Below are 19280 nucleotides of genomic sequence, written 5' to 3' on the forward strand. Positions count from 1 at the left end.
CAGTGATTATTGACCAAAACCCACAGCATTAATATCAACGGTTTGCACTTGGCCATACTTGGCCGCGATAGGCGCTATCTTGCTGGCGTTGCCGATCAGCACAAACTGTAAGTCCTTTTGCGGGAAGTAAGTTTTCACTAACCTTTGGGTTTCTTCTAAGGTTAAGCCGTCCACTTTTGCTTGGAACTCGTTGATAAACTTATCATCGAAGCCGTAGAGATACATGCCAGATAAGAGTCCAGCCAATTGGCCCGAGGTTTCAAACTTAGGCGGGAACTGACCTTTAACATAGGCCTTAGCCGAATCCAGAGTCGCTTGGTCGACGCCTTTCTCCCATAAACGAGCATAGGTTTTCAGCGCTAAATCAATCGCTTCTTGAGTGGTTTCCGTCTTAGTGAAGGTGCTAATGGTAAACACACCTGCGTCGGTATAAGGACTAAAACCGGAGCGCGCGCCATAGGTTAGCCCCGCATTCACCCGCAGTTCATCGTTCAGCCAAGAGGTAAAGCGGCCACCTAAAATGGTGTTCACTACCGTTAGCCCCACATAGTCAGGGTTATCACGGCTAATGCCTAAACCACCGATAACAAAGGTGGTTTCCATCGCATCTGGCTTATCCACCAGCAGCACTTTGGCCTGGGTTAACTTAGGTAAACCTTGGTTTAAGACGGGCTGAACGAGTTTTTCGCTGCCTTTCCACTGACCAAAAGTCTGGGTTAGCTTGGCTTTCATCGCCGCCACATCAAAATCCCCCACTACAGTTAATGCGGTATTGGCGGGTTGATAGTAGCTCTTATGGAAGGCGCGCAGCTGCGACACTGTGACTTGCTCAAGTGACTCACGATTACCCGATGAGGCATTACCGTAAGGATGAGCGCCGAACACCAGTTTATCGAAGTAGCGACCAATCACGGCGCGCGGGCTTTCTTTATCCTGCTGCAACCCCGCAATGGCGCGCTGCTTAAGCTTATCGAACTCGGCCGAATCAAAGTCGGGGCTTAATAGCGCGGCGCTGAATAGGCCGAGCATCACATCGGTATCTTTCGCCATAAAATCGGCGGCCAGATAGCTACCTTCTTTGTCGGCTTCGGCCCCTAAACTAGCGCCGAGAAAATCCACTTGCTGCTCAATCTCAGCCTTGGACTTACCCGCCGCGCCAAGGAGTAAACCTTCGGCGGTCATTTGGGCAATACCCGCTGTAGTGTCGTTAACCGCCCCGGCACGCACGACCGCGTTTAGGGTGATCAACGGCACTTCGCGCTGCGGCATTAAATACACCGTCAGGCCGTTATCTAGCACTAACTTGTCGTAACTTGGCATGGCAAAGCTGCCAGTATCTACGCGTTTAGGTGCCGTGGTGGAGGCGCAGCCGGATAAGGCTAAGCTAGTGCCTAGGGCTAATGCGACCATTAACTTAGTCGGCTGCAGAGATGATGTTATAAAGGATGATTTTACAAAGGAGAGTTTCATTGATCCGACTCCTCGTTTGCCGCCAGCACCGCAACAGTGCGATTCGATTTGCGTAAATAGGTTTGGGCAACACGTTGGATATCCGCAGGCGTTACCTTGTTATAGGCCTCTGGCGCATTAAATAATTTATCGTAGCTGCCAAAATACATTTCATAGGTGCCTATGGTGTTAGCCTTACCATTGATGGTTTCCATCGCACGATAAAAGTCCATCAATTTGATATTTTTGACTTTATCTAGCTCTTGCTGGGTCACACCATTGGTCACGATGCTATTGATTTGTTCGATCAGCGCGCGCTCTAAGGTGTTAGCATTCACTTCAGGCGTGGCGACGCCCATCACATAGAACAGGTTAGGATCGACCGACATCGGCATATAGGTCTCGGCTTCGAGCGCGACTTGTTTATCCACCAGTGCTTGATATAAACGCGAGCTATTACCTTGGCTTAGGATAGAGCTAAGCAGATCCAAGGCATAATAATCGGCATGGGTCGCCGCTGGCACATGGTACGCCAACATCACGTTAGGTGTACTGACCGAGGCTTTTTGGACGAAGGTACGACGCTCACCCTTTTGTAAAGGCTCGACGGTACGCACAGCCTTTGGCGGTGTTTGCGCAGGAATGGGCGCAAAATACTTATCCGCCAATGCCTTAACTTGGGCCAGCTTTACATCACCGGCAATCACCACAACCGCATTGTTCGGCGCATAGTAGGTTTTATGGTATTGCACTAAATCTTCTAAGGTCCAAGCGGCAATATCCGACTCATGGCCAATCACAGACCAAGAGTAAGGATGGGCTAAAAAGGCCACGCCTTTAACTTCGCCTTCGAGGGTATTCCAGTTGGAGTTTTCAAGCCCAGTCGAACGCTCCGACTGCACTACGCCACGCTCGCTTTCCACCATATCGGGATTGATATCTAAGTTGGCGATACGGTCGGCCTCGAGGTCAAACATGGTTTCTAGCGCATTAGCTGGGAACCAGTCGGTGTAGACCGTCATATCCTCTGTGGTGTAGGCATTGTTAGCCCCACCTGCGGCTTCCATGGTACGGTCGAACATCTTTGGGCCGTATTTTTTCGAGCCGTTAAACATCATATGTTCGAAAAAGTGTGAGATACCGGTAATCCCCGGGACTTCGTTGCGGGAACCGACTTTCCAAAACAGATACATGTTGGCATTGGGAATAGAAGAGTCCTCTAGCACCATGATTTTCATGCCGTTGGCTAGCGTAAAACTCTTGATGTCTTCTGCCGTTGTGGCCTGTGCTTGGCTTAAGGGATTAAAGAGTCCCATCGCCAACACCAGCGCCGATAGCGTGCGCTTCATCTTGTTCGCTCCTTGCTGTAAAAATCCACATATGAAGGCAAATTGCCTAGCAAATCAAGCGTGGGAAGGCCTTCCCACGCCGATTTTTTGTAAGCTCAAGTTATACCGAAAAGGTGACGGAATAAGGCTTAAGCGATTTATTGCGCCTTAAGTGCCGTAAGTGCAACCTTGGTCATGGCTTCTACCCCAACTTTGAGTGCACTTTCATCCACATAAAATGCGGGAGAATGGTTACTGGCCGCCGTTTCAGGATCAGTGCCCTTCGGCGTCACCCCAAGGAAGAAAAACATCCCAGGAGACTCCAAAGCATAGAAGGAAAAGTCCTCGGCACCTGTGATTAATCCCGGCTCAATCAGCATCTTATCGCCGACCACGCTAGCAAGCACGGGGCGCATACTGGCGACCAATTCAGGATTATTCACCACCACGGGATAACCTTGATGGATTTCGGTTGTCGCTGTCGCGCCTAAGGTCTTTGCCGATAACTCGGCGATTTCGGCCAAGCGCACCTTAATATCGGCACGCATAGGTTGGTCAAAGGTGCGGATGGTGCCAATCAGTTCCACTTCATCGGGAATAATATTCGAGCGAATACCGCCATTTATCGCGCCAAAACTCACTACAGCCGGCGCTTTGGTAATATCCACCTGACGACTGACAATAGTTTGCACATTGGTAATAATTTGCGCCGCGGCGACGATAGGGTCGACGCCATTCCAAGGGCGCGAACCATGGGTTTGGCGGCCTTTCACTTTGATCGTAAAGGAATCTTCACTCGCCATGGCTGGGCCGCTACGCACCCCAATCATGCCGCTTGGCATACTCGAAGTCACATGCATGCCAAACACTTGGTCGGGTTTACGCTTGGCAAACAGCCCTTGTTTTAGCATTAATTCCGCACCGCCCTCTTCGCCATCGGGCGCACCTTCTTCGGCGGGCTGGAAGATAAACATCACATCGCCGGCAAGGCTATCTTTCACTTTCACTAAGTTCTCGGCCACGCCCATTAACATAGCCACATGGGTATCATGGCCGCAGGCATGCATCACCCCAACGGTTTTACCGCGATAGGTATCCGTCGCTTTGGAGGCAAAGGGCACATCGACGACTTCGGTCACTGGCAACGCATCCATATCGGCACGAATCGCAATCAAGGGACCGGGTTTACCGCCCTTTAACTTTCCGCCTTTCAAGATAGCAACAACCCCGGTATGAGCGATGCCCGTTTGCACTTCTAATCCGAGGGATTTCAGATGCTTTTCGATAATCTTGCTAGTGCGAAACTCACGGTTAGATAACTCAGGATGTTGGTGCAAATCACGGCGCCAGTCGATCACTTTTTGCTCCACACCCGCCGCCAACTTGGCCGCATCGGGCTGCGCCGCATTGGCAGAACTTAACCCTGCCCCCAGCAAGCTCAAAGTTAGAGCAGAGGCGATTAAGCTCTTGGTGAATCTTGATGTATTCACACCGAATGAACTCACATAAGGTGCAAAGGATGTGGCTACAGAGGATGTTGATAAAGCGCGCGATACCGAGGATACAGTCATAGCGATAACCTATTGTTGTTTTTATAAGCTATCTAAACTACACGGACATTGAGAAATTGTTAATAGATTTAATAGTAAGGAGACATTGCGCAAGGATGTTTTAGTGTACTCAGTGTAAATCACGCAGCTTGCAAAACATGCCGAAACCCATTGTTGATGGCCTTCTGAAATCAAAAGACGAGGCAAAGCGATTACTCGCACAAGGTGAGTCAGCCGGGATTTTGAGAGATTTTCACACACCATTCGAAACCTGCGACAGCTTTTGTCGCAGCCTTTGATTAATATGCTGTTATTCCGCTAAATATCGAAAAATCCACTATGCAGCCTAACTTTCAACGCCAAGTGACACTACTGAGTTTAATCCCGCGGGCGCCACGTAAAATCTCGGTAAACGAATTAGTCGAGCGGCTGGCAAACCGCACGCAGGATATCAGTAAGCGTTCAGTGCAAAGGGATTTAAAGGCCATGTATGAAATGGGCACCTTTGGCTTACGCCTCGATGATAGAAACAAGCCCTATGGTTGGTCGATTGAGTCCTGCTGGCGCGGGTTGAACCTAGAGCTAATGGACCAACATATGGCGCTGGCTTTAACCACTTTAAAGCGCAGTGCCAGTCAGTTGATGCCACCACAAAGCTTGCAACAACTACAGCCCTACTTCGACAGGGCAGATCAGGTGCTGGCTAGCGATCCAGAAAATCCTTGGCTCTATTGGGCGTGCAGAGTCGCACAACTTCCCGAGCCTTACCCCTTTATCCTACCCCAGCACCAACCTCAATCTTTAGAAGTCATACAGCAAGCTATTTTGGATAAGAAACAAATTCGCTGCGATATCAAAAAATGGATCAATGGCAAAATGCATTGGCTGCATTACAACCCCATTAATCCACAAGGAATTTTAATTCGTGATGGGGTGGCGCTACTCGCTTTTACCATTGGCAGCTTTGATAAGCGCCGCCACCACAAACCGATAGTCTTACTGCGTAACGCGCAGCTATTGCCCAGCGCGGCGGTTAAGAGTGCCGATTTTGATATCAATAAAACCGCACAGGGCTCGCGTGGCGAGAAGATGCGTCTCGAACTGCTGCTCTCCGATAAGGCGAGCTTTATCATGCGCGAAGCCAAGTTTAGTGATAACCAGACCATGCAATTACGTGAAGATGGCCGCTTTTATGTAGTAGCAGAAGTCACTGATACCCCAAAACTGCGCGCAGCATTATGGGAAATGGCCGATACCGCCGAGGTACTGGCACCGGTAAAACTGCGGGAGCACTTTGCCGCACTCAGCCAAAAAATGGCGGCGAAATACCGTTAAACCGTTTATCGCATTGATGCGACAAGCTGAGTCGCAACTCAAGGTTAGTCTTGCTTAATCATTGCTAACTGCGAGAGTCGCTATGTTTGAACTTATTCATGAAACCGCAACTGGCGCCACACCTAAATTAACGGTATTCGGCGTCGGAGGTTGTGGTTGTAATACCATTAATCAACTCAGCCAAGTCAATCTGCCATCCAGCGTAGAATTAATTTCTGTCAATACCGATGCACAAGCCATGGCCGCCACTAGCAGCCATTACCGCATTCAAATTGGTCCACAAACGACGAAAGGCTTAGGTGCAGGCGCTAAGCCCGATGTTGGCTGCGCGGCAGCGATTGAATCGGCACAGGCATTAACTGAACAAATGCAGCATAGCGATATAGTGTTTCTCACCGCGGGATTAGGCGGTGGTACAGGTACGGGCGCGCTACCACAGGTGGCAAAGCTCGCTCGAGAGTTAACCAAACCCGTTATCGCCGTTGTGACCATGCCTTTTAGCTTTGAAGGCCAGCACAGAAAGGCCAATGCCGAAGCCGGACTGCAAGAATTATTGGAGAGCGCCAATGCCGTTATCGTTCTCCCCAACGATAAGCTTGCCGAGGTGCTTGGGGCCAAAGTGACCCTGCTCAATGCCTTCAAAGAGAGTAATAAAATTTTACAGGATGTGTTATTGGGACTTGCTAATACCATCAGCCAAGCTGGGCTTATCAATATTGATTTAAATGACTTTATTTCCGTCATCAGCCGCCAAGGTCGCGCCGCAATGGGCGTAAGTTGCCTTCAGGGCGATGAGGATCTTATCTCGGCGGTAAAACGCGCCATGCAACATCCCTTGCTCGATAATATCGAACTCAATCAAGCGCAAGCGGCAATTGTCAGCGTTGTCGCAAAAGACACGATAGAGCTCAGTCAATACAACCAAATCGGCGCAACTGTACACGAGCAATTACCGCGGGATGCCCTAGTGATTATTGGGCTCACTATCGACCCTGAGCTCGAATCGGAGCTCGAAATCATGGTGATAGCAACGGGGATTGGATTTGCGCAGCCGGAAATTCAAGATCCTATCCAAGCAGTTAATGACAACTATATCAATGTGCATGATTTTATTAAGCGTCAGGCGATATCAATCGCCGACCCCGCGCCATCCAAGTTTGATTTGGAAAACTTACAGATCCCAACTTATCTGCGGCAGCAAAAGCCTCAAGCGCATTAATTAACCTGAGTTCAGGTTAATTAGCTTGATGCAAAAACACGACGTCTTTGTCGATGATTTCCAATTGCCAGCCGTAATGCTCGGCGAGCCATTGAAAGGTGGCTTCGGAGTAAAAGTTAATATGGGTGGGATCATTTTTATAATGCCAAGTGCTAAATGCCGTGGGGTTGAGCACTCGCTTGGTCATCACGGCTAAAATGCCTTTGGGTTTGAGTAAAGTGTTTAATAAGGTCAGTAAAGCATCGGCATCACTCACATGCTCAATGACCTCTGTCAAGGTAATGAAATCATATTGCCGCGTGAGTAACTCGGGGTGATTAGCGTAATAGAGATCATAGTTCTCAACCCGATAACCCCGCGTTTTCGCCAGCAGACTTAATGCTTTGCCCTCGCCACAGCCAAAATCGAGCCCTGCAGCCGAAGGGGAAAAGCGCGCCAACAAAGGGGCGAGGGTTCTGTCTAGAAACTGCTGATAACCGAGATCCTGCGGGTGATTTTCGTGCTTATCGTATTCGGCCTTTTCGGCTTCAGGGCTTAGATAAAATTCGGCAGGTACACTCACCAAGGCACACTGCAGGCACTGTTGGTAACGACGGCGTTTATCTTGGTGGTAGGCCACTAAATCGGCACTGTGGCAAAGGGGACAGATGTTCAACGACGGTTCCTAGAGACATCGTAAGGCAAACGACGGATATTGCCTTTAACTAAAAAGATTAAGGTTTGGGGATTTTACGCTCTTTGGCGGCCGCTTCCTTGGCTTCTTGCAGATATTTTTGCTCGCGGCTTTCCCGTTCATCGAACTGCTTTTGTGCCTTGAGCTTTTGCTGGGCTTCCCAATCTTGCGGGTTGGACTGTTGCCTGATTTTCTCTTCCCGTGACGAGGTCTCTTGGGCGGCTCGGCGGGCCTTTTCCAGCTGCGCTTGCTCGATTCTTTCTGAATCGATGCGCGCCTTATCGGCCCTTTGCTCTAAGGTCAGCCGTGGCTTTGGCTGTTCAGCCGCTTGCGCGGTAGGCAATACCAAGCCGACAACGACACTTAATGCGATGGTGGGGATAAGTTTTTGCATCCTATGTTCCTTAGAGTCCTTCCTCGGCTGATTGACACGGCAAACTGAACATTCAGGGCAAAACATAGCATAAAACCGTATTTTGCAGTGATGAGTTAGGAGGATTTTCGTGTATAACACTGAAAATCAGCTATCTTAAACTGTCAGTTTTTAGTTGTGATTTAAACAAAACCTCGATTAGGTTTATTTTTAACCTCAATGGAATGATGTACTATTTGAATTAATTTCGTTATAAACGAAGTACCTAGGCTGTAGGATGTGACCTTAATTTGCGTCACAAGGGAGTATCCTAAATGATCAGATGGCAACACTTGCTCAATAAACTCAGTACAGATGACCCTGTATTGCAAGATAAGCTGTCATGCTGGCAAGCCGAGCCGCACCAGACTCCCCTCGCCCTGATCCAAGGCTTTAGTTTTATTAGCGCAAATAGCGCCACCCTCGATTACTTTGGCACCGAATACGATGCCTTAGTGAATACCACGCCCTATGACTTTTCACCGAGGATCCAATCTTCCGGGCGTAATAGCGTTGAATTTGCTCGGGAAATGATTATTGAGGCGGCATCGGGGAACCATGTCGAATTTAGCTGGCTCCACCTAAGCCAACAGGGTAAAGAACTCCCAACCAAGGTAAGACTCTACCCTTGTTATTTGCAGCAACAGGTCGTGGTGCTCGTTGAGCTGCAAGCCCTCAATCGTCGCACTCAAGTTCGACCGTCGATCTCCGACGGCTTTGCCCATATCCCACGGGAAATAATGGCGACCACGCTCGAAGAGAGTGCTGAGGCCGTTTATATCACAGATGCTGACAATCGTATCTTGGCCGTGAACAAGGCAATGTGCCGTATCTGTGGTTACAGCGCCGAACAATTGATCGGTAAAACCCCTGAGTTTTTAGAGGCCAAACTCCTGCCGTCAGGGCAAGAAACCGATTGCCAAGCCGCCATGAAACTTCGGGGATTTTGGCATGGCGAGACACTTAAACAGCGCTCCGACGGGAGTCACTTTCCCGCATGGCAGAGCAGTCGCCGCATCGAGACCGATGATAATGCCCTGTATCATGTGAATATTTTTAGCGATATCAGCACCAAAAAGCTGCTCGAAACGCAGCTCACTACCCGCGCCATGTACGACACACTCACAGGGCTGCCGAACCGTTATCATCTCAAGCAAATACTCAATAGCGCCCTCGAGAAACTGAGGGATGATCCTTCTGCCCTCGGCGCACTAATGTTTTTAGATCTCAATGGTTTTAAGAACATCAATGACAGCTTTGGTCATTCCATGGGTGACAGGGTATTGCAACTGGTAGCCGCGCGTTTAGAAGCGGGCTGCATTGAGAAGGCCGATATCGCCCGTATGGGGGGCGATGAGTTTACCTTAGTGCTACAGGAATGCAGCTGTAAGGAAGAAATTCAATTATTTGCCGAGCAAATACTGAGTCTTTTCGACAGTCCATTTGAAATCGAAGGGCAAAAGTTCTTCCTCGGTACCAGTATTGGTATCGCGCTGTTCCCAACCCACAGCGATCAAGCCGGACAGCTGATTAGCTTAGCCGATACCGCTATGTACAGCGCTAAGAAAAACCAACCACACTTAGTCTTTTATGATAAAGCGATGAGCCAAGCCGCCGAGCTTAAATTAAAACTTATCAATAATCTAAGGCATGCCCATAGTCTCAAACAGTTCAATCTTGCCTATCAAGCGATTGTGGATTTGCACACCAATAAGCCCATAGGTGCCGAGGCGCTGTTGCGCTGGCAAAAATCCCCAAGTGAGCATTATGAAGCGGCCGAGTTCGTCCCTTTACTCGAGGAAACCGGGCTCATCATCACCATTGGGCAATGGGCACTTGAGCAAGCCTGTAAACAAGCGGCCATATGGCGCGCAAGTTATCAGCCTGATTTTAAAGTGTCGGTCAATGTGTCTCCCTTGCAGCTGGAGCATGTGGATTTTGTCGGTCAAGTAATTAGCGCCCTAGAAATGGTCGCCCTGCCCGCTGAAGCACTGATTTTAGAAATCACCGAGTCTGCATTGTTACGTCAACCCGAGTTGGCTCGCCAGACCCTTGAGCGCATTAAAGCCTTAGGTGTCGGTATCGCGATTGATGACTTTGGCACAGGCCTCTCATCACTGAGTCGTTTAGGCACTTTACCAATCGATAGCGTGAAAATTGATGCTGAATTTGCCCTGCGTTTACATGATGCCTCCGGGCAAAAACTTTGCCATGCCATAGTGCAATTAGCACAGGCTCTCGACATTCATTTTGTGGCAGAAGGCATTGAAACGCAGCAGCAAAAAGACATCATTACCAATATGGGGCAAGGTTTTGCGCAAGGCTTTTTGTTTGGCTATCCCAGTTCAGTTGAGCAGTTTACCCAAGCCTTTTTAGCCGAAAGGTGTATCGCTTAAGGTTGAGCTGCAATGCAGTAAGAATTGATTGATTTATCGAGTGGATGTTTCAAGGTGAATCATTGGCTCGATAGCCCTGCCAGCACACCATAAAGTATGGAATCACTCCCCTGCAAAGCAATTGGCTGGCAAAGCTATCTCATCATTTGCAGCGCAAATGAATCCTCATTATTAAACCTTGTTTTACGTTACGTTAGCGTGATCTGAATAAGATTTTAACTATTTTAATTCGTACGGGGTCTCAAAAACGTAAGAATTTAAAATCACTTACTCTCCGTTCTGATAACGCAACCTAACCTGAGCTGGCATGGCCCGAATGCGCAGCTCCACCATAGCATCGAAGGCATTCAGTAAAGGCAACACATCTAAATCCGGCTCGAGGGCTTTTAGCATATAAGCACTCGCTTCTAAGGTTGACAAACTATCACTGCGGCTCGATTTGCGGATCTTGTATCTCGAGGCATAACCTTCGGCCAAGTGCACCGCAGGCAATTGAGCCAACCATGGATTGAGTTGCAAGATTTTAAAGGCTTTTCGCCAGGTGCCATCGATCAACAACAGTACACAATCGGTGTTAAGCCTCTGTTGTTCGACACTCACACTCTGCTCAGAGGGATACACAAGATAGATAGGGCGCCCACAATCCATCAATTGTTCACGCAATAAGGCAAAATCCGCTTCCGTCTCGCCCACATACACTTGGGTGTTTGGGATAACTAGGCTTAATACCTTAACGCTATTCTTTTTATGCTCGACTTCGGAGGGATGTTGCAATACCACTAGCTGCGTTTGCGGCTGTATGGGTTGCACATTGGCACAGAGGCAAGCTGTAAGGGGATAACGACAATGAGGGCAATAGTGGCGGCTCAAAACAAAATCTCTATAAAACGTTTATCCTGCAGTATAGCAGCTTGAATTATGGATAAAAAATGCCCGTAGCTATGGTCAAATAAGCTACGGGCAAAGGGTGTTTCTTTGATTAGCCGTTTAGGGCGTATTAATGCTCGGCGGCTAACTGCTCTTGGTGCCAGTGGTCGAAGCGGCTTAATGCCATCATCGAGAGTAATCCGACAGAAAATACGCCCATCACTAACGCCACCGCATAGGGTGCAGTCAGGTTAGTTTGCTGCACTAGGCCTGCTATGACTGACGCGCCACTCATCTGAATAAAACCTAACATCGCCGTTGCAGTGCCTGCACGCTCGCCAAAGGCAGACAACGCCATACTGGTCGCTGGGCCTAATAAGAAAGCAAAACCAATACACAACAACATCATAGGCAGCATAAAGGCAAAGGCGGCAGCTATACCCACACTTGGGCCAAAGGCTTGCGCTGCGATAATCAATACCGCCGAGAGCACCAGTAGCACTAAGGCAAGGATGGCAGTTGGACGGTTGCCTAACTTGCGGATCACCACTGGCGCGGCAAAACAGGCCACAATATTGACCAAAGCATTCAAGCCAAACAACCCACTGAAAGCTAACTCTGACACGCCTAAATGGCCGATAAGCCACACGGGAGAGTAAGACACATAACTTAAAATCGCCGCCATCGCCGACATACAGGCAAAGGCATAGAACAAGAAATGGGTATTGCTCAGCACAGGTTTATAACGACTCCAGCGGTACAGAGGACCTGTGCTAACCGTATTGGCTGGACGGGTTTCGGGTAAACGATAGCCCACCAAGAGCATCATCAAAATCGCGTATAGGGTCATAAACACAAAGGTCGAACGCCAGCCAAATTGCATGGCTAATAGTCCGCCAAGGGTGGGCGCCAGTGCGGGGATCACGCAGATAGCCCCATTTAAGTAACTGTAGATACGGGCGCCTTCCTTGGGCGAATAACAGTCACGCACCGCGCTAAAGACCACAATCGAGGTTGAACAGGCCGCTAACCCTTGCAACACGCGGGCAAGTTGTAACCAATGGAATTCAATCGCAGCGGCGGCAAGTAAACTACTCGCGCCGTAGAGCAACACACCAAAGAGTGCCACGGGTCGACGTCCGTAACGGTCGGCTAAGGGACCAATCAAAATTTGGCCCACACCCATAGCAAATAAAAACAGTACTAATGTGGACTGTACTTCACTGGCAGACACGGCGAACTCTGCCGCCATGGTTGGCATAGAAGGTAGATAAATATCAATCGCCAATGGGCTGAGTAGCACCAAAGACATCAGAATAGGTAACAGATTGCGCCGCATAAAACTTATCTCGGTTAAACAGTAAAAGGTATTTCAATGTGCGCTATTTTAAATAACTCAAGGTATGAACAGAAATGGTATAATTTCCAAAGTGAATTTCCTCTGAGGAATATCTATGAATCTCGACAACTTAGCCAGAATCGATCTCAACCTACTGGTGATATTGAAGGTTTTGCTCGAAGAACAGAGTGTCACCCGCGCAGCGAGTCGATTACATATTAGCCAATCGGCGTTGAGCAAGAGCTTGAATCGCCTGCGAGAAACCTTAGATGATCCCCTGTTCCAACGCACTGCCCATGGCCTTAAACCCACGGCACATGCGCTCAATATTGGGCTCAAGTTGCCGAATATTTTGCAGGACTTATATCAACTCACGCAGCCGCCGACGTTTACGCCAGCCAGCAGTAACAGGCAGTTTTCCTTTGCCATGGTTGAAAGCGCCTATGAAACCTTAATTCCCTATTTTATCGGCCCATTATTAAGCACTGCGCCGAACCTGAAGCTCGACTCCTATGTGTGGACCGAGAAATCGATGCACGATTTGCAGCAGGGACAAATTGACTTTGGGATCTCGGGGCGGGATCTACACCCACTGTCAGACTCTCAAACGGACAGACTCCCAGATGGCATTAGCTGCCAAACCCTGTTTACCGACAGGCAAGTGTGTTTGGTGCGCCAAGATCATCCTTTGATGACCGCACTCACCTCGCCCCAGTGGGATTTAAATTTGTATTTGGATATGGCGCATGTGCAGGTGCGCTGTGAAGGGAGTGATTGGTGGGCGCTGGATTACTTTCTGGCCGACCTTGGCCACAGGCGCAAAATCAGCACGACTGTGCCCGATTTTTATGGCGCGGCCAGCATCTGTGCCCACAGTGATTTAATTTTTACCTTACCATCTAGCTTTGCACTGCACGCATGCAAGCTGTATCCACTGAGGCTGTTGCCTCTACCCTTTGAATTTATCCCTATGGCCTATGTGCTGCTTTGGCATCAGCGCAACGATGAAGACCAAGGCCATAAATGGATGCGCGATACCATCTGCCAAAGTGTTGAAAAGCTTATGCAACCCTAGGATAAAAGTCATAAAAAAAGCCTAGGGTACAAGCGTACCCTAGGCCGATTCAACTCAACACACTTACAGAATAAAGGTCGCGACCTGGGCGTTGAGATCGTTCGCACGCGCCTTTAATCCTTGGGCTTGAGTCAGATCCGACTTCGCGGCCTCAGTGATTTCGTCGGTCACGTCCTTGATCGCCACGGTATTTTGGGTGATTTCCCCCGTAACCTGCGTTTGTTCCTCAGCAGCAGTGGCAATTTGCCCCGCCATATCCGAAATCACATTCACGGCTTGGGTGATTTCTTCCAGCGCCTTCGCGGCGGCGTTCGCATCTTCCACGCTGTTGCCCGCAAGCATTTGACTGCTTTCCATCAAACTCACCGCTTTTGCTGTGGTGCGTTGCAAGGTTTCAATGGTCGCATGTACTTCTTGGGTCGAATCTTGAGTCCGGCGTGACAATACCCGCACCTCATCGGCGACCACGGCAAAACCGCGGCCCTGTTCGCCCGCGCGGGCGGCTTCAATCGCTGCGTTGAGCGCTAATAGGTTAGTCTGTTCCGCAATCCCTTGAATTGTAGCTAAAATGCTAGAAATCGACTGAGCATGGCGACTTAAATCCTCAATCACGTCTGTTGCCTGAGCGACTTCATCGGCCAAGGAGTTGATCGAACTGCGGGTTTTATTAACCAACTCTTTGCCTTGGAAACTACTCGCGGCCGACTGCTGCGCCGCTGTCGCAGTGTTTTCCGCATTGGCGGCAATTTCATTAGTCGCACTCGCCATTTCGGTCACCGCAGTTGCCACCATGGCCACTTCCTGCTGCTGACGTTGCAGCTCCGCCACAGCAATATGGTTGGTTTTAAGGCTGCGCTCTGCATCCGCATCTAGCTCGCTGGCTAACTGACGAATATGGCTGATCAATTGATGCTGGCTGCCGACAAAACGGTTAAAGCTATCGGCCAACACGCCTACTTCATCCTGAGTATCGACCTCGATGCGTTGAGTTAAATCGCCATTGCCGTCGGCAATGCGTGCCAGCGCCTGAGACACGCGCCCTAGTGGACCTAATAGTAGATTCACCAACCACGAAATCGCCAATACGCTCAGCAATAACACTACGGCAGAAAGTCCAAATTGCGTCAGCAGAAGATCGGTCAGAGGTGCCTCTAGGGTCTCCTTATCCAGCACTATCACCAACTCCCAATCGGTATTGGGAATATCGACGCCCCAGACTAACTTGTCGCGGCCCTCATTCTCAAAATACATGGGCAGCAAGGCGCCCGCTTGGCGGCTCTGCTGCGGCAAGTCATGATTCAGATCGTTGTCGATTTGGCCGACAGGTTTCATCGCCTTAGAGGCATCTTTGTAAGCAATCACAGTGCCGTCTTTGTGCATCATGATCGCATAGCCATTGGCAGGGAGCGTCATGCGATTCACGCTCTCGACTAGGCTCGCAATCGAGAGATCGCCACCCACCACACCTTGAGAAGTGGCCTGCGCCATAGTGACCACTAACACGTTATAGGCCACATCAACATAGGGTTTAGTCAGGATTAAACCGCGCTCATTCATCGCCTGTTTATACCAAGGACGCGTTCTCGGATCGTAACCTGTACGGTCGATACTTGGGTCTGAGTCCAACATCTGCCCAGTCTCGGTACCATAATAAGTCAGCTGAAATCGCCCTGAGGCCTGCGCCTGTTGCAATGCACTTAAACTGTTATCTTCCACCTTAGAGGCCAATGCGCCGACGATATCTTGGCGTCCAGCCAGCCATTCTTGAATGCGCTCGGCTTGTTGTTCACCCAAGCGCTGCACCTGCTCTAGGCTATTTTGCAATAACAATGATTTTTGACTGGAGTAGCTTTGCCAAGACAGCAAGCTGATCACGAGGGACAAGGCGATCACGACCGAAATCAGGATCTTTTGTTTAAGTGAATATGAGTTCATTTTGGTTTCTACGATTTACACAGCACTGAAGGAAGGTATTGGACGAATGGTCATCACTCAATGTAATAAATTTACAGATTTAGCCATAACCAATCAAAATATCGGTTAAATTTTCGCACATCTTGCACAACAAACAAAGAATCACTTATCATCAAATTAATAAATAATTAAGCAAAAACATAAAGATAACTTCAATAAAATCATTAAAAACCTAATGATAACCAAAAGATCACAGACACCTCAGATTACACAACAATGTAAGCTTCTAGACGTAAAACAACGTAAATTAACCCAAATTAACGTGACCCAATCCGTTTATTTATTGCACACTGACTCTCCATAACATTGGGAAGAGGCCTCTCGATGACGCCAAGTTGGCAAATCCTTAGATGATTGACCTTACGCCTCGCCCATTTTGATTAGGAGTTCTTATGATCTATCAACAATTTCAACAGAGCCCATTTCAGCCACGCATTTCAGGAGCACGGGCTTGGTTAGCCATGGCCGTTAGTGTTAGCCTAATCTGTTTATCACTGTTTTTATTGCCTTTTGTGCTTTTATTTGGCGCCATTGCGCTCGGTTGCTTAGTGTTATTTAGCCGCATTTACGTGGCGCGCCAAGTGAGTAAATTTAATCGTGCCCAAGCACAAGCGCAGGAAGCCGCAAGCCAAGAGACTGAGTTTTATCGTTCCACTAATGTGGTGCGTGAAACCCATGCAGAGCAATATCGCGGCCGCACCTTTGAACATCAACAGGATGAGAAATAATACTAAGTATTGAGTAAGGTTTTTGCCCGCTTAAGGGTTTGAATCTCGCCGGGATCTTGGGTCATCTCCAGCACAGTATCAACTTGCAATGCGAGTGATTGCCATAGGGGCTCGATGATCTCGGCTTCTTTGGCATTAGCATGACGGCGCGCCAGGTTGAGCAGCGCCGCAGAGCCCACCACATCGATACGCCCTAAAATACCGTCCGCGAGTGCCATGCTCAATTCAATCATGGCTGGCACGCTGTGACCGTATTTAATTACTTCACGTAGATAACGCTCCGCCTGACTCACATCGCCACCCAAACCACTTTCATCGTTTAGCATGTGCTGCGCGCGGGTAAGCATGGCATCCAGCTGACCTTGCTCGGCCGCTTCGGCCATCCAATACTCACTCACGATAGGATCGCGCTGACAACCATCGCCGTTGGCGAGCATTAAGGCTAAATGGTACTGGGCATGGGGATAACCCGCTTGCGCCGCTTTACTAATAAAATGATAGGCTTGAGTCAGATCTTTGGTCTGATAATAGAGCACACCTAAATTCGCCATGGCTTCGGTCTGTTCACTCTCGGCCGCCAGCTGTAAATAGTGCTTCGCCTGCGCTAAATCCGGCTTAAATGATTCGCTGCCTACCAGATAAAAATATCCGAGTAACGCCATTGCATTGACGACACCCGCCTGAGCAGCCTTGGCAATTGCAGCTTCGCCCTGAATGGCATCGGCCTGTCCTTGATAGCCATGGATAAGCCCAACCCCATGTTCATAGAGGGCATCGGAATGATTTGGCGCCGCAAGGGCAAACCAATAGGCGGCTTTAGCAAAGGTATCACTGGCTTTTTGTGCCACTTCCTTTACCGCTGGGCCATTTTCATCTTCATTACCATAGGATTGGTCAGCCAAGGCAAGCTCTTGCTCTTTAAGCATTAATGCTTTGGTTTTAAAAGAGATCCCCACAAGGTATTGTGCCTTAGGGTCGTCTTCCATCACAGCGCGGTAACAGAGATCTTTGATAGTTACGGCGTCACTGGCTTGGTAACGATAAGCGGGAGCCGCTCGCCCAATCACCTTAGGATACAAGTGCTCAATTAAGGCCAACACATCCTTGATGGCCTTTTGGGCCAAGGCGAGCAACTGCTCTTGAGTTAAATGGTATTTTTCAGGGTGGGCGCCACGATTGCCATCGCCACGCAGACAATGTAAGGCTCTGGTCGTCTTCACATCGATCAGCCGCTTTTGGTTTAACAGCTCGATACGGTCATAGAGATTAGGACTGGTGAAGGAAACGGCTTTATCCTGACCGAGCAATTCGGTCAGCCTGTGGGTAAAACTGCGGATATGCAGCAGTGACTGAGTAGGCACATCCTGCACATAGTTTTTGGCGTTGAGGTAATCATCGAGGAGAGAGGCCGAAAACCCTTGGATAAATTCGCTATCCAGTAACTCAGCCCCTGTTCCCATAAATTCTTACCTCAGCTCGAATGTACTCGGTTGATGTTATTCAGCGGTGGGCTGTTTAGTCACCATATACAGGCGGAACAGCGCTAAGTTCACGAATAGACCGATAAATGCCATCAAGGTATCCGCCAGCATTTGCACAGGCAAACCGCCCAGAGAAGCGGCGCCAGAGAGCTGAGCACCCACGACAGAAAGCGGCAGATAAAGCATCAATAAGGCGATGGTTTTCAGTACGATAGGACCACTAAAGCTAAAGCTTGCCTTAATGGCTTCCAGTGGTGTTAAACGTTCAACTACCACCATAAAGTTCACATAGGCGAGTCGCGCAAATAGATAGAAACTGATGACGAGGCCGACTAACCACAGTGGGCCAAACGCAGCAAATAGCATTACAGGCGCTAAAATCGCCAGTCCCGAAAACACGCCAGCCAGCAGCAGGGGTGGTACAAAGGGTAAGCTGGCCTTCAATACCATTCCCGTCGAGGGATTATGCCCTTGGGATCTCAGCTCTAAAAACAGCGTTAATGCGGCGATCAGCACCGAAAAAATCAGCAGCAGTAGCATCATGGCGATCATATGCGGCGCGCCAAACTGCGGGTTTTCCAGATCGACTTTGCTCATCTCTGTACCTAGCCACAGCTGGATCCCCACCTGCACTAACAGCAATGGCACTGTCAGCATGGCAAGCTGAGTGAGATGATTACGGAAAAAGTTATAAGCTTCGGTCAAAATTGCGGATAGTGACATGCGCCTTTCCAAAATAATTGAAGTAAATTAACACCGTGAATTGCCGCTAAGGATACCCAAAATCCCGCCCCAATGCACAACACAAATCACTTGAGTGAACCGTAAATCACAGAAAAGGACTGCAACAAAAGTCGCAAAGCCGTTACACTGTGGCCCTTTATTGCGCGCAAACCCTCAAAGGATGCCACTCATGAAACACACTCTCACTCTCTCAATCCTGATCAGCGCCACGCTTTTAGCGGCTCCCGCCAGTGCAGGCTGGTTAGATAACCTCGCAGGAACACAAGCAAAAACGGAAAAAGTAGCCACAGGCACCGCGACTCAATCTAACGAGTTAGTCGGTAGCGTGATGTCGCAACTCGGTTTAAGCCAAAACCAAGCCGAAGGCGGTTTAGGCAGCCTGTTAGGCCTAGCCCAGTCTAGCCTAGGTTCGAATGATTACACCAAATTAGCCGCCAGCATTCCGAATGCAGACAGCCTATTAGCCGCAGCGCCTAAACTCGACGCGAACTCGGGCGTTTCAGGCCTGCTATCTAAGGCTGGCAATATTGGCTCTTCCCTTCAAGGCAGTGCTATGGTGTTAGATGCCTTTGAAAAATTGGGTATTTCTAAAGATTTGGCCATGCCGATGATCAATATCGCCAAGTCTTACCTTGAGACAAATGGCGCCGAAGGCAGCTCAGATCTCCTGATGAAGGGCCTAAATTCCCTGCTGTAATCCTCGCTTTCAC

General features: G+C 49.1%; 16 protein-coding genes. 6 read left to right on the forward strand and 10 right to left on the reverse strand.

Going from position 1 to position 19280, the window contains the following annotated elements:
- Positions 1–6: 6 nt before the first annotated feature.
- From K0H60_RS19675 to K0H60_RS19685, 3 genes are all read right to left on the reverse strand, one after another.
- On the reverse strand, positions 7–1470 hold the full coding sequence (locus K0H60_RS19675; protein WP_220056784.1) for a M16 family metallopeptidase: 1464 nt from the start codon (positions 1468–1470) through the stop codon (positions 7–9).
- The gene (locus tag K0H60_RS19680; RefSeq protein WP_011624463.1) at positions 1467–2798 is read right to left on the reverse strand and encodes a M16 family metallopeptidase; all 1332 of its coding nucleotides are present in this window, start codon (positions 2796–2798) and stop codon (positions 1467–1469) included. Before K0H60_RS19680 ends, K0H60_RS19675 begins: the two co-directional genes overlap by 4 nt.
- A gap of 137 nt (positions 2799–2935) precedes the next feature.
- Complete coding sequence (locus tag K0H60_RS19685; protein ID WP_220056785.1) at positions 2936–4348, reverse strand: amidohydrolase; 1413 nt, start codon at positions 4346–4348, stop codon at positions 2936–2938.
- 318 nt (positions 4349–4666) lie between these two features.
- On the opposite strand from K0H60_RS19685, the gene K0H60_RS19690 reads away from it, so the two are divergent.
- Complete coding sequence (locus K0H60_RS19690; RefSeq protein ID WP_220056786.1) at positions 4667–5662, forward strand: helix-turn-helix transcriptional regulator; 996 nt, start codon at positions 4667–4669, stop codon at positions 5660–5662.
- An 82-nt stretch (positions 5663–5744) separates the two neighbouring features.
- Positions 5745–6881 carry a cell division protein FtsZ gene (gene ftsZ, locus K0H60_RS19695; protein WP_220056787.1) on the forward strand — a complete coding sequence of 379 codons (1137 nt, stop codon included), beginning with the start codon at positions 5745–5747 and terminating at the stop codon, positions 6879–6881.
- Positions 6882–6897: 16 nt separating this feature from the next.
- On the opposite strand, the gene K0H60_RS19700 is transcribed toward ftsZ, so the two are convergent.
- Together K0H60_RS19700 and K0H60_RS19705 are read right to left on the reverse strand one after the other, a co-directional pair.
- On the reverse strand, positions 6898–7536 hold the full coding sequence (locus K0H60_RS19700; protein ID WP_220056788.1) for a class I SAM-dependent methyltransferase: 639 nt from the start codon (positions 7534–7536) through the stop codon (positions 6898–6900).
- Between the two features lie 58 nt (positions 7537–7594).
- A complete protein-coding gene (locus K0H60_RS19705) occupies positions 7595–7948 on the reverse strand; it encodes a hypothetical protein (protein WP_220056789.1) in 354 nt (117 codons plus the stop codon).
- A gap of 293 nt (positions 7949–8241) precedes the next feature.
- On the opposite strand from K0H60_RS19705, the gene K0H60_RS19710 reads away from it, so the two are divergent.
- Entirely contained in the window at positions 8242–10362 is a 2121-nt protein-coding gene (locus K0H60_RS19710; RefSeq protein WP_220056790.1) for a putative bifunctional diguanylate cyclase/phosphodiesterase, read from the forward strand.
- 267 nt (positions 10363–10629) lie between these two features.
- On the opposite strand, the gene K0H60_RS19715 is transcribed toward K0H60_RS19710, so the two are convergent.
- Positions 10630–11232 (reverse strand): tRNA-uridine aminocarboxypropyltransferase, encoded by a 603-nt coding sequence (locus tag K0H60_RS19715; protein ID WP_220056791.1) that lies wholly within the window; start codon positions 11230–11232, stop codon positions 10630–10632.
- Between the two features lie 127 nt (positions 11233–11359).
- A complete protein-coding gene (locus K0H60_RS19720; protein WP_220056792.1) occupies positions 11360–12568 on the reverse strand; it encodes a multidrug effflux MFS transporter in 1209 nt (402 codons plus the stop codon).
- A 115-nt stretch (positions 12569–12683) separates the two neighbouring features.
- Between K0H60_RS19720 and K0H60_RS19725 the strand changes: the two genes are divergently transcribed.
- A complete protein-coding gene (locus K0H60_RS19725) occupies positions 12684–13643 on the forward strand; it encodes a LysR family transcriptional regulator (protein ID WP_088212468.1) in 960 nt (319 codons plus the stop codon).
- 63 nt (positions 13644–13706) lie between these two features.
- Here K0H60_RS19725 and K0H60_RS19730 read toward each other — a convergent pair whose 3' ends face one another.
- Entirely contained in the window at positions 13707–15578 is a 1872-nt protein-coding gene (locus K0H60_RS19730; protein WP_220056793.1) for a methyl-accepting chemotaxis protein, read from the reverse strand.
- A 431-nt stretch (positions 15579–16009) separates the two neighbouring features.
- Between K0H60_RS19730 and K0H60_RS19735 the strand changes: the two genes are divergently transcribed.
- A complete protein-coding gene (locus K0H60_RS19735) occupies positions 16010–16345 on the forward strand; it encodes a hypothetical protein (RefSeq protein WP_220056794.1) in 336 nt (111 codons plus the stop codon).
- Between the two features lie 2 nt (positions 16346–16347).
- Here K0H60_RS19735 and K0H60_RS19740 read toward each other — a convergent pair whose 3' ends face one another.
- Complete coding sequence (locus K0H60_RS19740; protein ID WP_220056795.1) at positions 16348–17805, reverse strand: DUF4145 domain-containing protein; 1458 nt, start codon at positions 17803–17805, stop codon at positions 16348–16350.
- Positions 17806–17841: 36 nt separating this feature from the next.
- Positions 17842–18549: a hypothetical protein gene (locus K0H60_RS19745; protein ID WP_011718673.1), complete on the reverse strand. Its 708-nt coding sequence runs from the start codon at positions 18547–18549 to the stop codon at positions 17842–17844.
- 190 nt (positions 18550–18739) lie between these two features.
- On the opposite strand from K0H60_RS19745, the gene K0H60_RS19750 reads away from it, so the two are divergent.
- On the forward strand, positions 18740–19267 hold the full coding sequence (locus tag K0H60_RS19750) for a DUF2780 domain-containing protein (protein WP_011624477.1): 528 nt from the start codon (positions 18740–18742) through the stop codon (positions 19265–19267).
- Positions 19268–19280 lie beyond the last annotated feature (13 nt).

The organism is Shewanella mangrovisoli (assembly GCF_019457635.1).
In the GTDB taxonomy this organism is placed as follows: Bacteria; Pseudomonadota; Gammaproteobacteria; order Enterobacterales; family Shewanellaceae; genus Shewanella; species Shewanella mangrovisoli.

What these genes read in the sequence shown, in the direction of transcription:
- K0H60_RS19675 (WP_220056784.1), bottom strand. Translation starts at nt 1,470, where the DNA reads ATGAAACTCTCCTTTGTAAAATCATCCTTTATAACATCATCTCTGCAG.
- K0H60_RS19680 (WP_011624463.1), bottom strand. Translation starts at nt 2,798, where the DNA reads ATGAAGCGCACGCTATCGGCGCTGGTGTTGGCGATGGGACTCTTTAAT.
- K0H60_RS19685 (WP_220056785.1), bottom strand. Translation starts at nt 4,348, where the DNA reads ATGACTGTATCCTCGGTATCGCGCGCTTTATCAACATCCTCTGTAGCC.
- K0H60_RS19690 (WP_220056786.1), top strand. Translation starts at nt 4,667, where the DNA reads ATGCAGCCTAACTTTCAACGCCAAGTGACACTACTGAGTTTAATCCCG.
- ftsZ (WP_220056787.1), top strand. Translation starts at nt 5,745, where the DNA reads ATGTTTGAACTTATTCATGAAACCGCAACTGGCGCCACACCTAAATTA.
- K0H60_RS19705 (WP_220056789.1), bottom strand. Translation starts at nt 7,948, where the DNA reads ATGCAAAAACTTATCCCCACCATCGCATTAAGTGTCGTTGTCGGCTTG.
- K0H60_RS19710 (WP_220056790.1), top strand. Translation starts at nt 8,242, where the DNA reads ATGATCAGATGGCAACACTTGCTCAATAAACTCAGTACAGATGACCCT.
- K0H60_RS19720 (WP_220056792.1), bottom strand. Translation starts at nt 12,568, where the DNA reads ATGCGGCGCAATCTGTTACCTATTCTGATGTCTTTGGTGCTACTCAGC.
- K0H60_RS19725 (WP_088212468.1), top strand. Translation starts at nt 12,684, where the DNA reads ATGAATCTCGACAACTTAGCCAGAATCGATCTCAACCTACTGGTGATA.
- K0H60_RS19730 (WP_220056793.1), bottom strand. Translation starts at nt 15,578, where the DNA reads ATGAACTCATATTCACTTAAACAAAAGATCCTGATTTCGGTCGTGATC.
- K0H60_RS19735 (WP_220056794.1), top strand. Translation starts at nt 16,010, where the DNA reads ATGATCTATCAACAATTTCAACAGAGCCCATTTCAGCCACGCATTTCA.
- K0H60_RS19740 (WP_220056795.1), bottom strand. Translation starts at nt 17,805, where the DNA reads ATGGGAACAGGGGCTGAGTTACTGGATAGCGAATTTATCCAAGGGTTT.
- K0H60_RS19745 (WP_011718673.1), bottom strand. Translation starts at nt 18,549, where the DNA reads ATGTCACTATCCGCAATTTTGACCGAAGCTTATAACTTTTTCCGTAAT.
- K0H60_RS19750 (WP_011624477.1), top strand. Translation starts at nt 18,740, where the DNA reads ATGAAACACACTCTCACTCTCTCAATCCTGATCAGCGCCACGCTTTTA.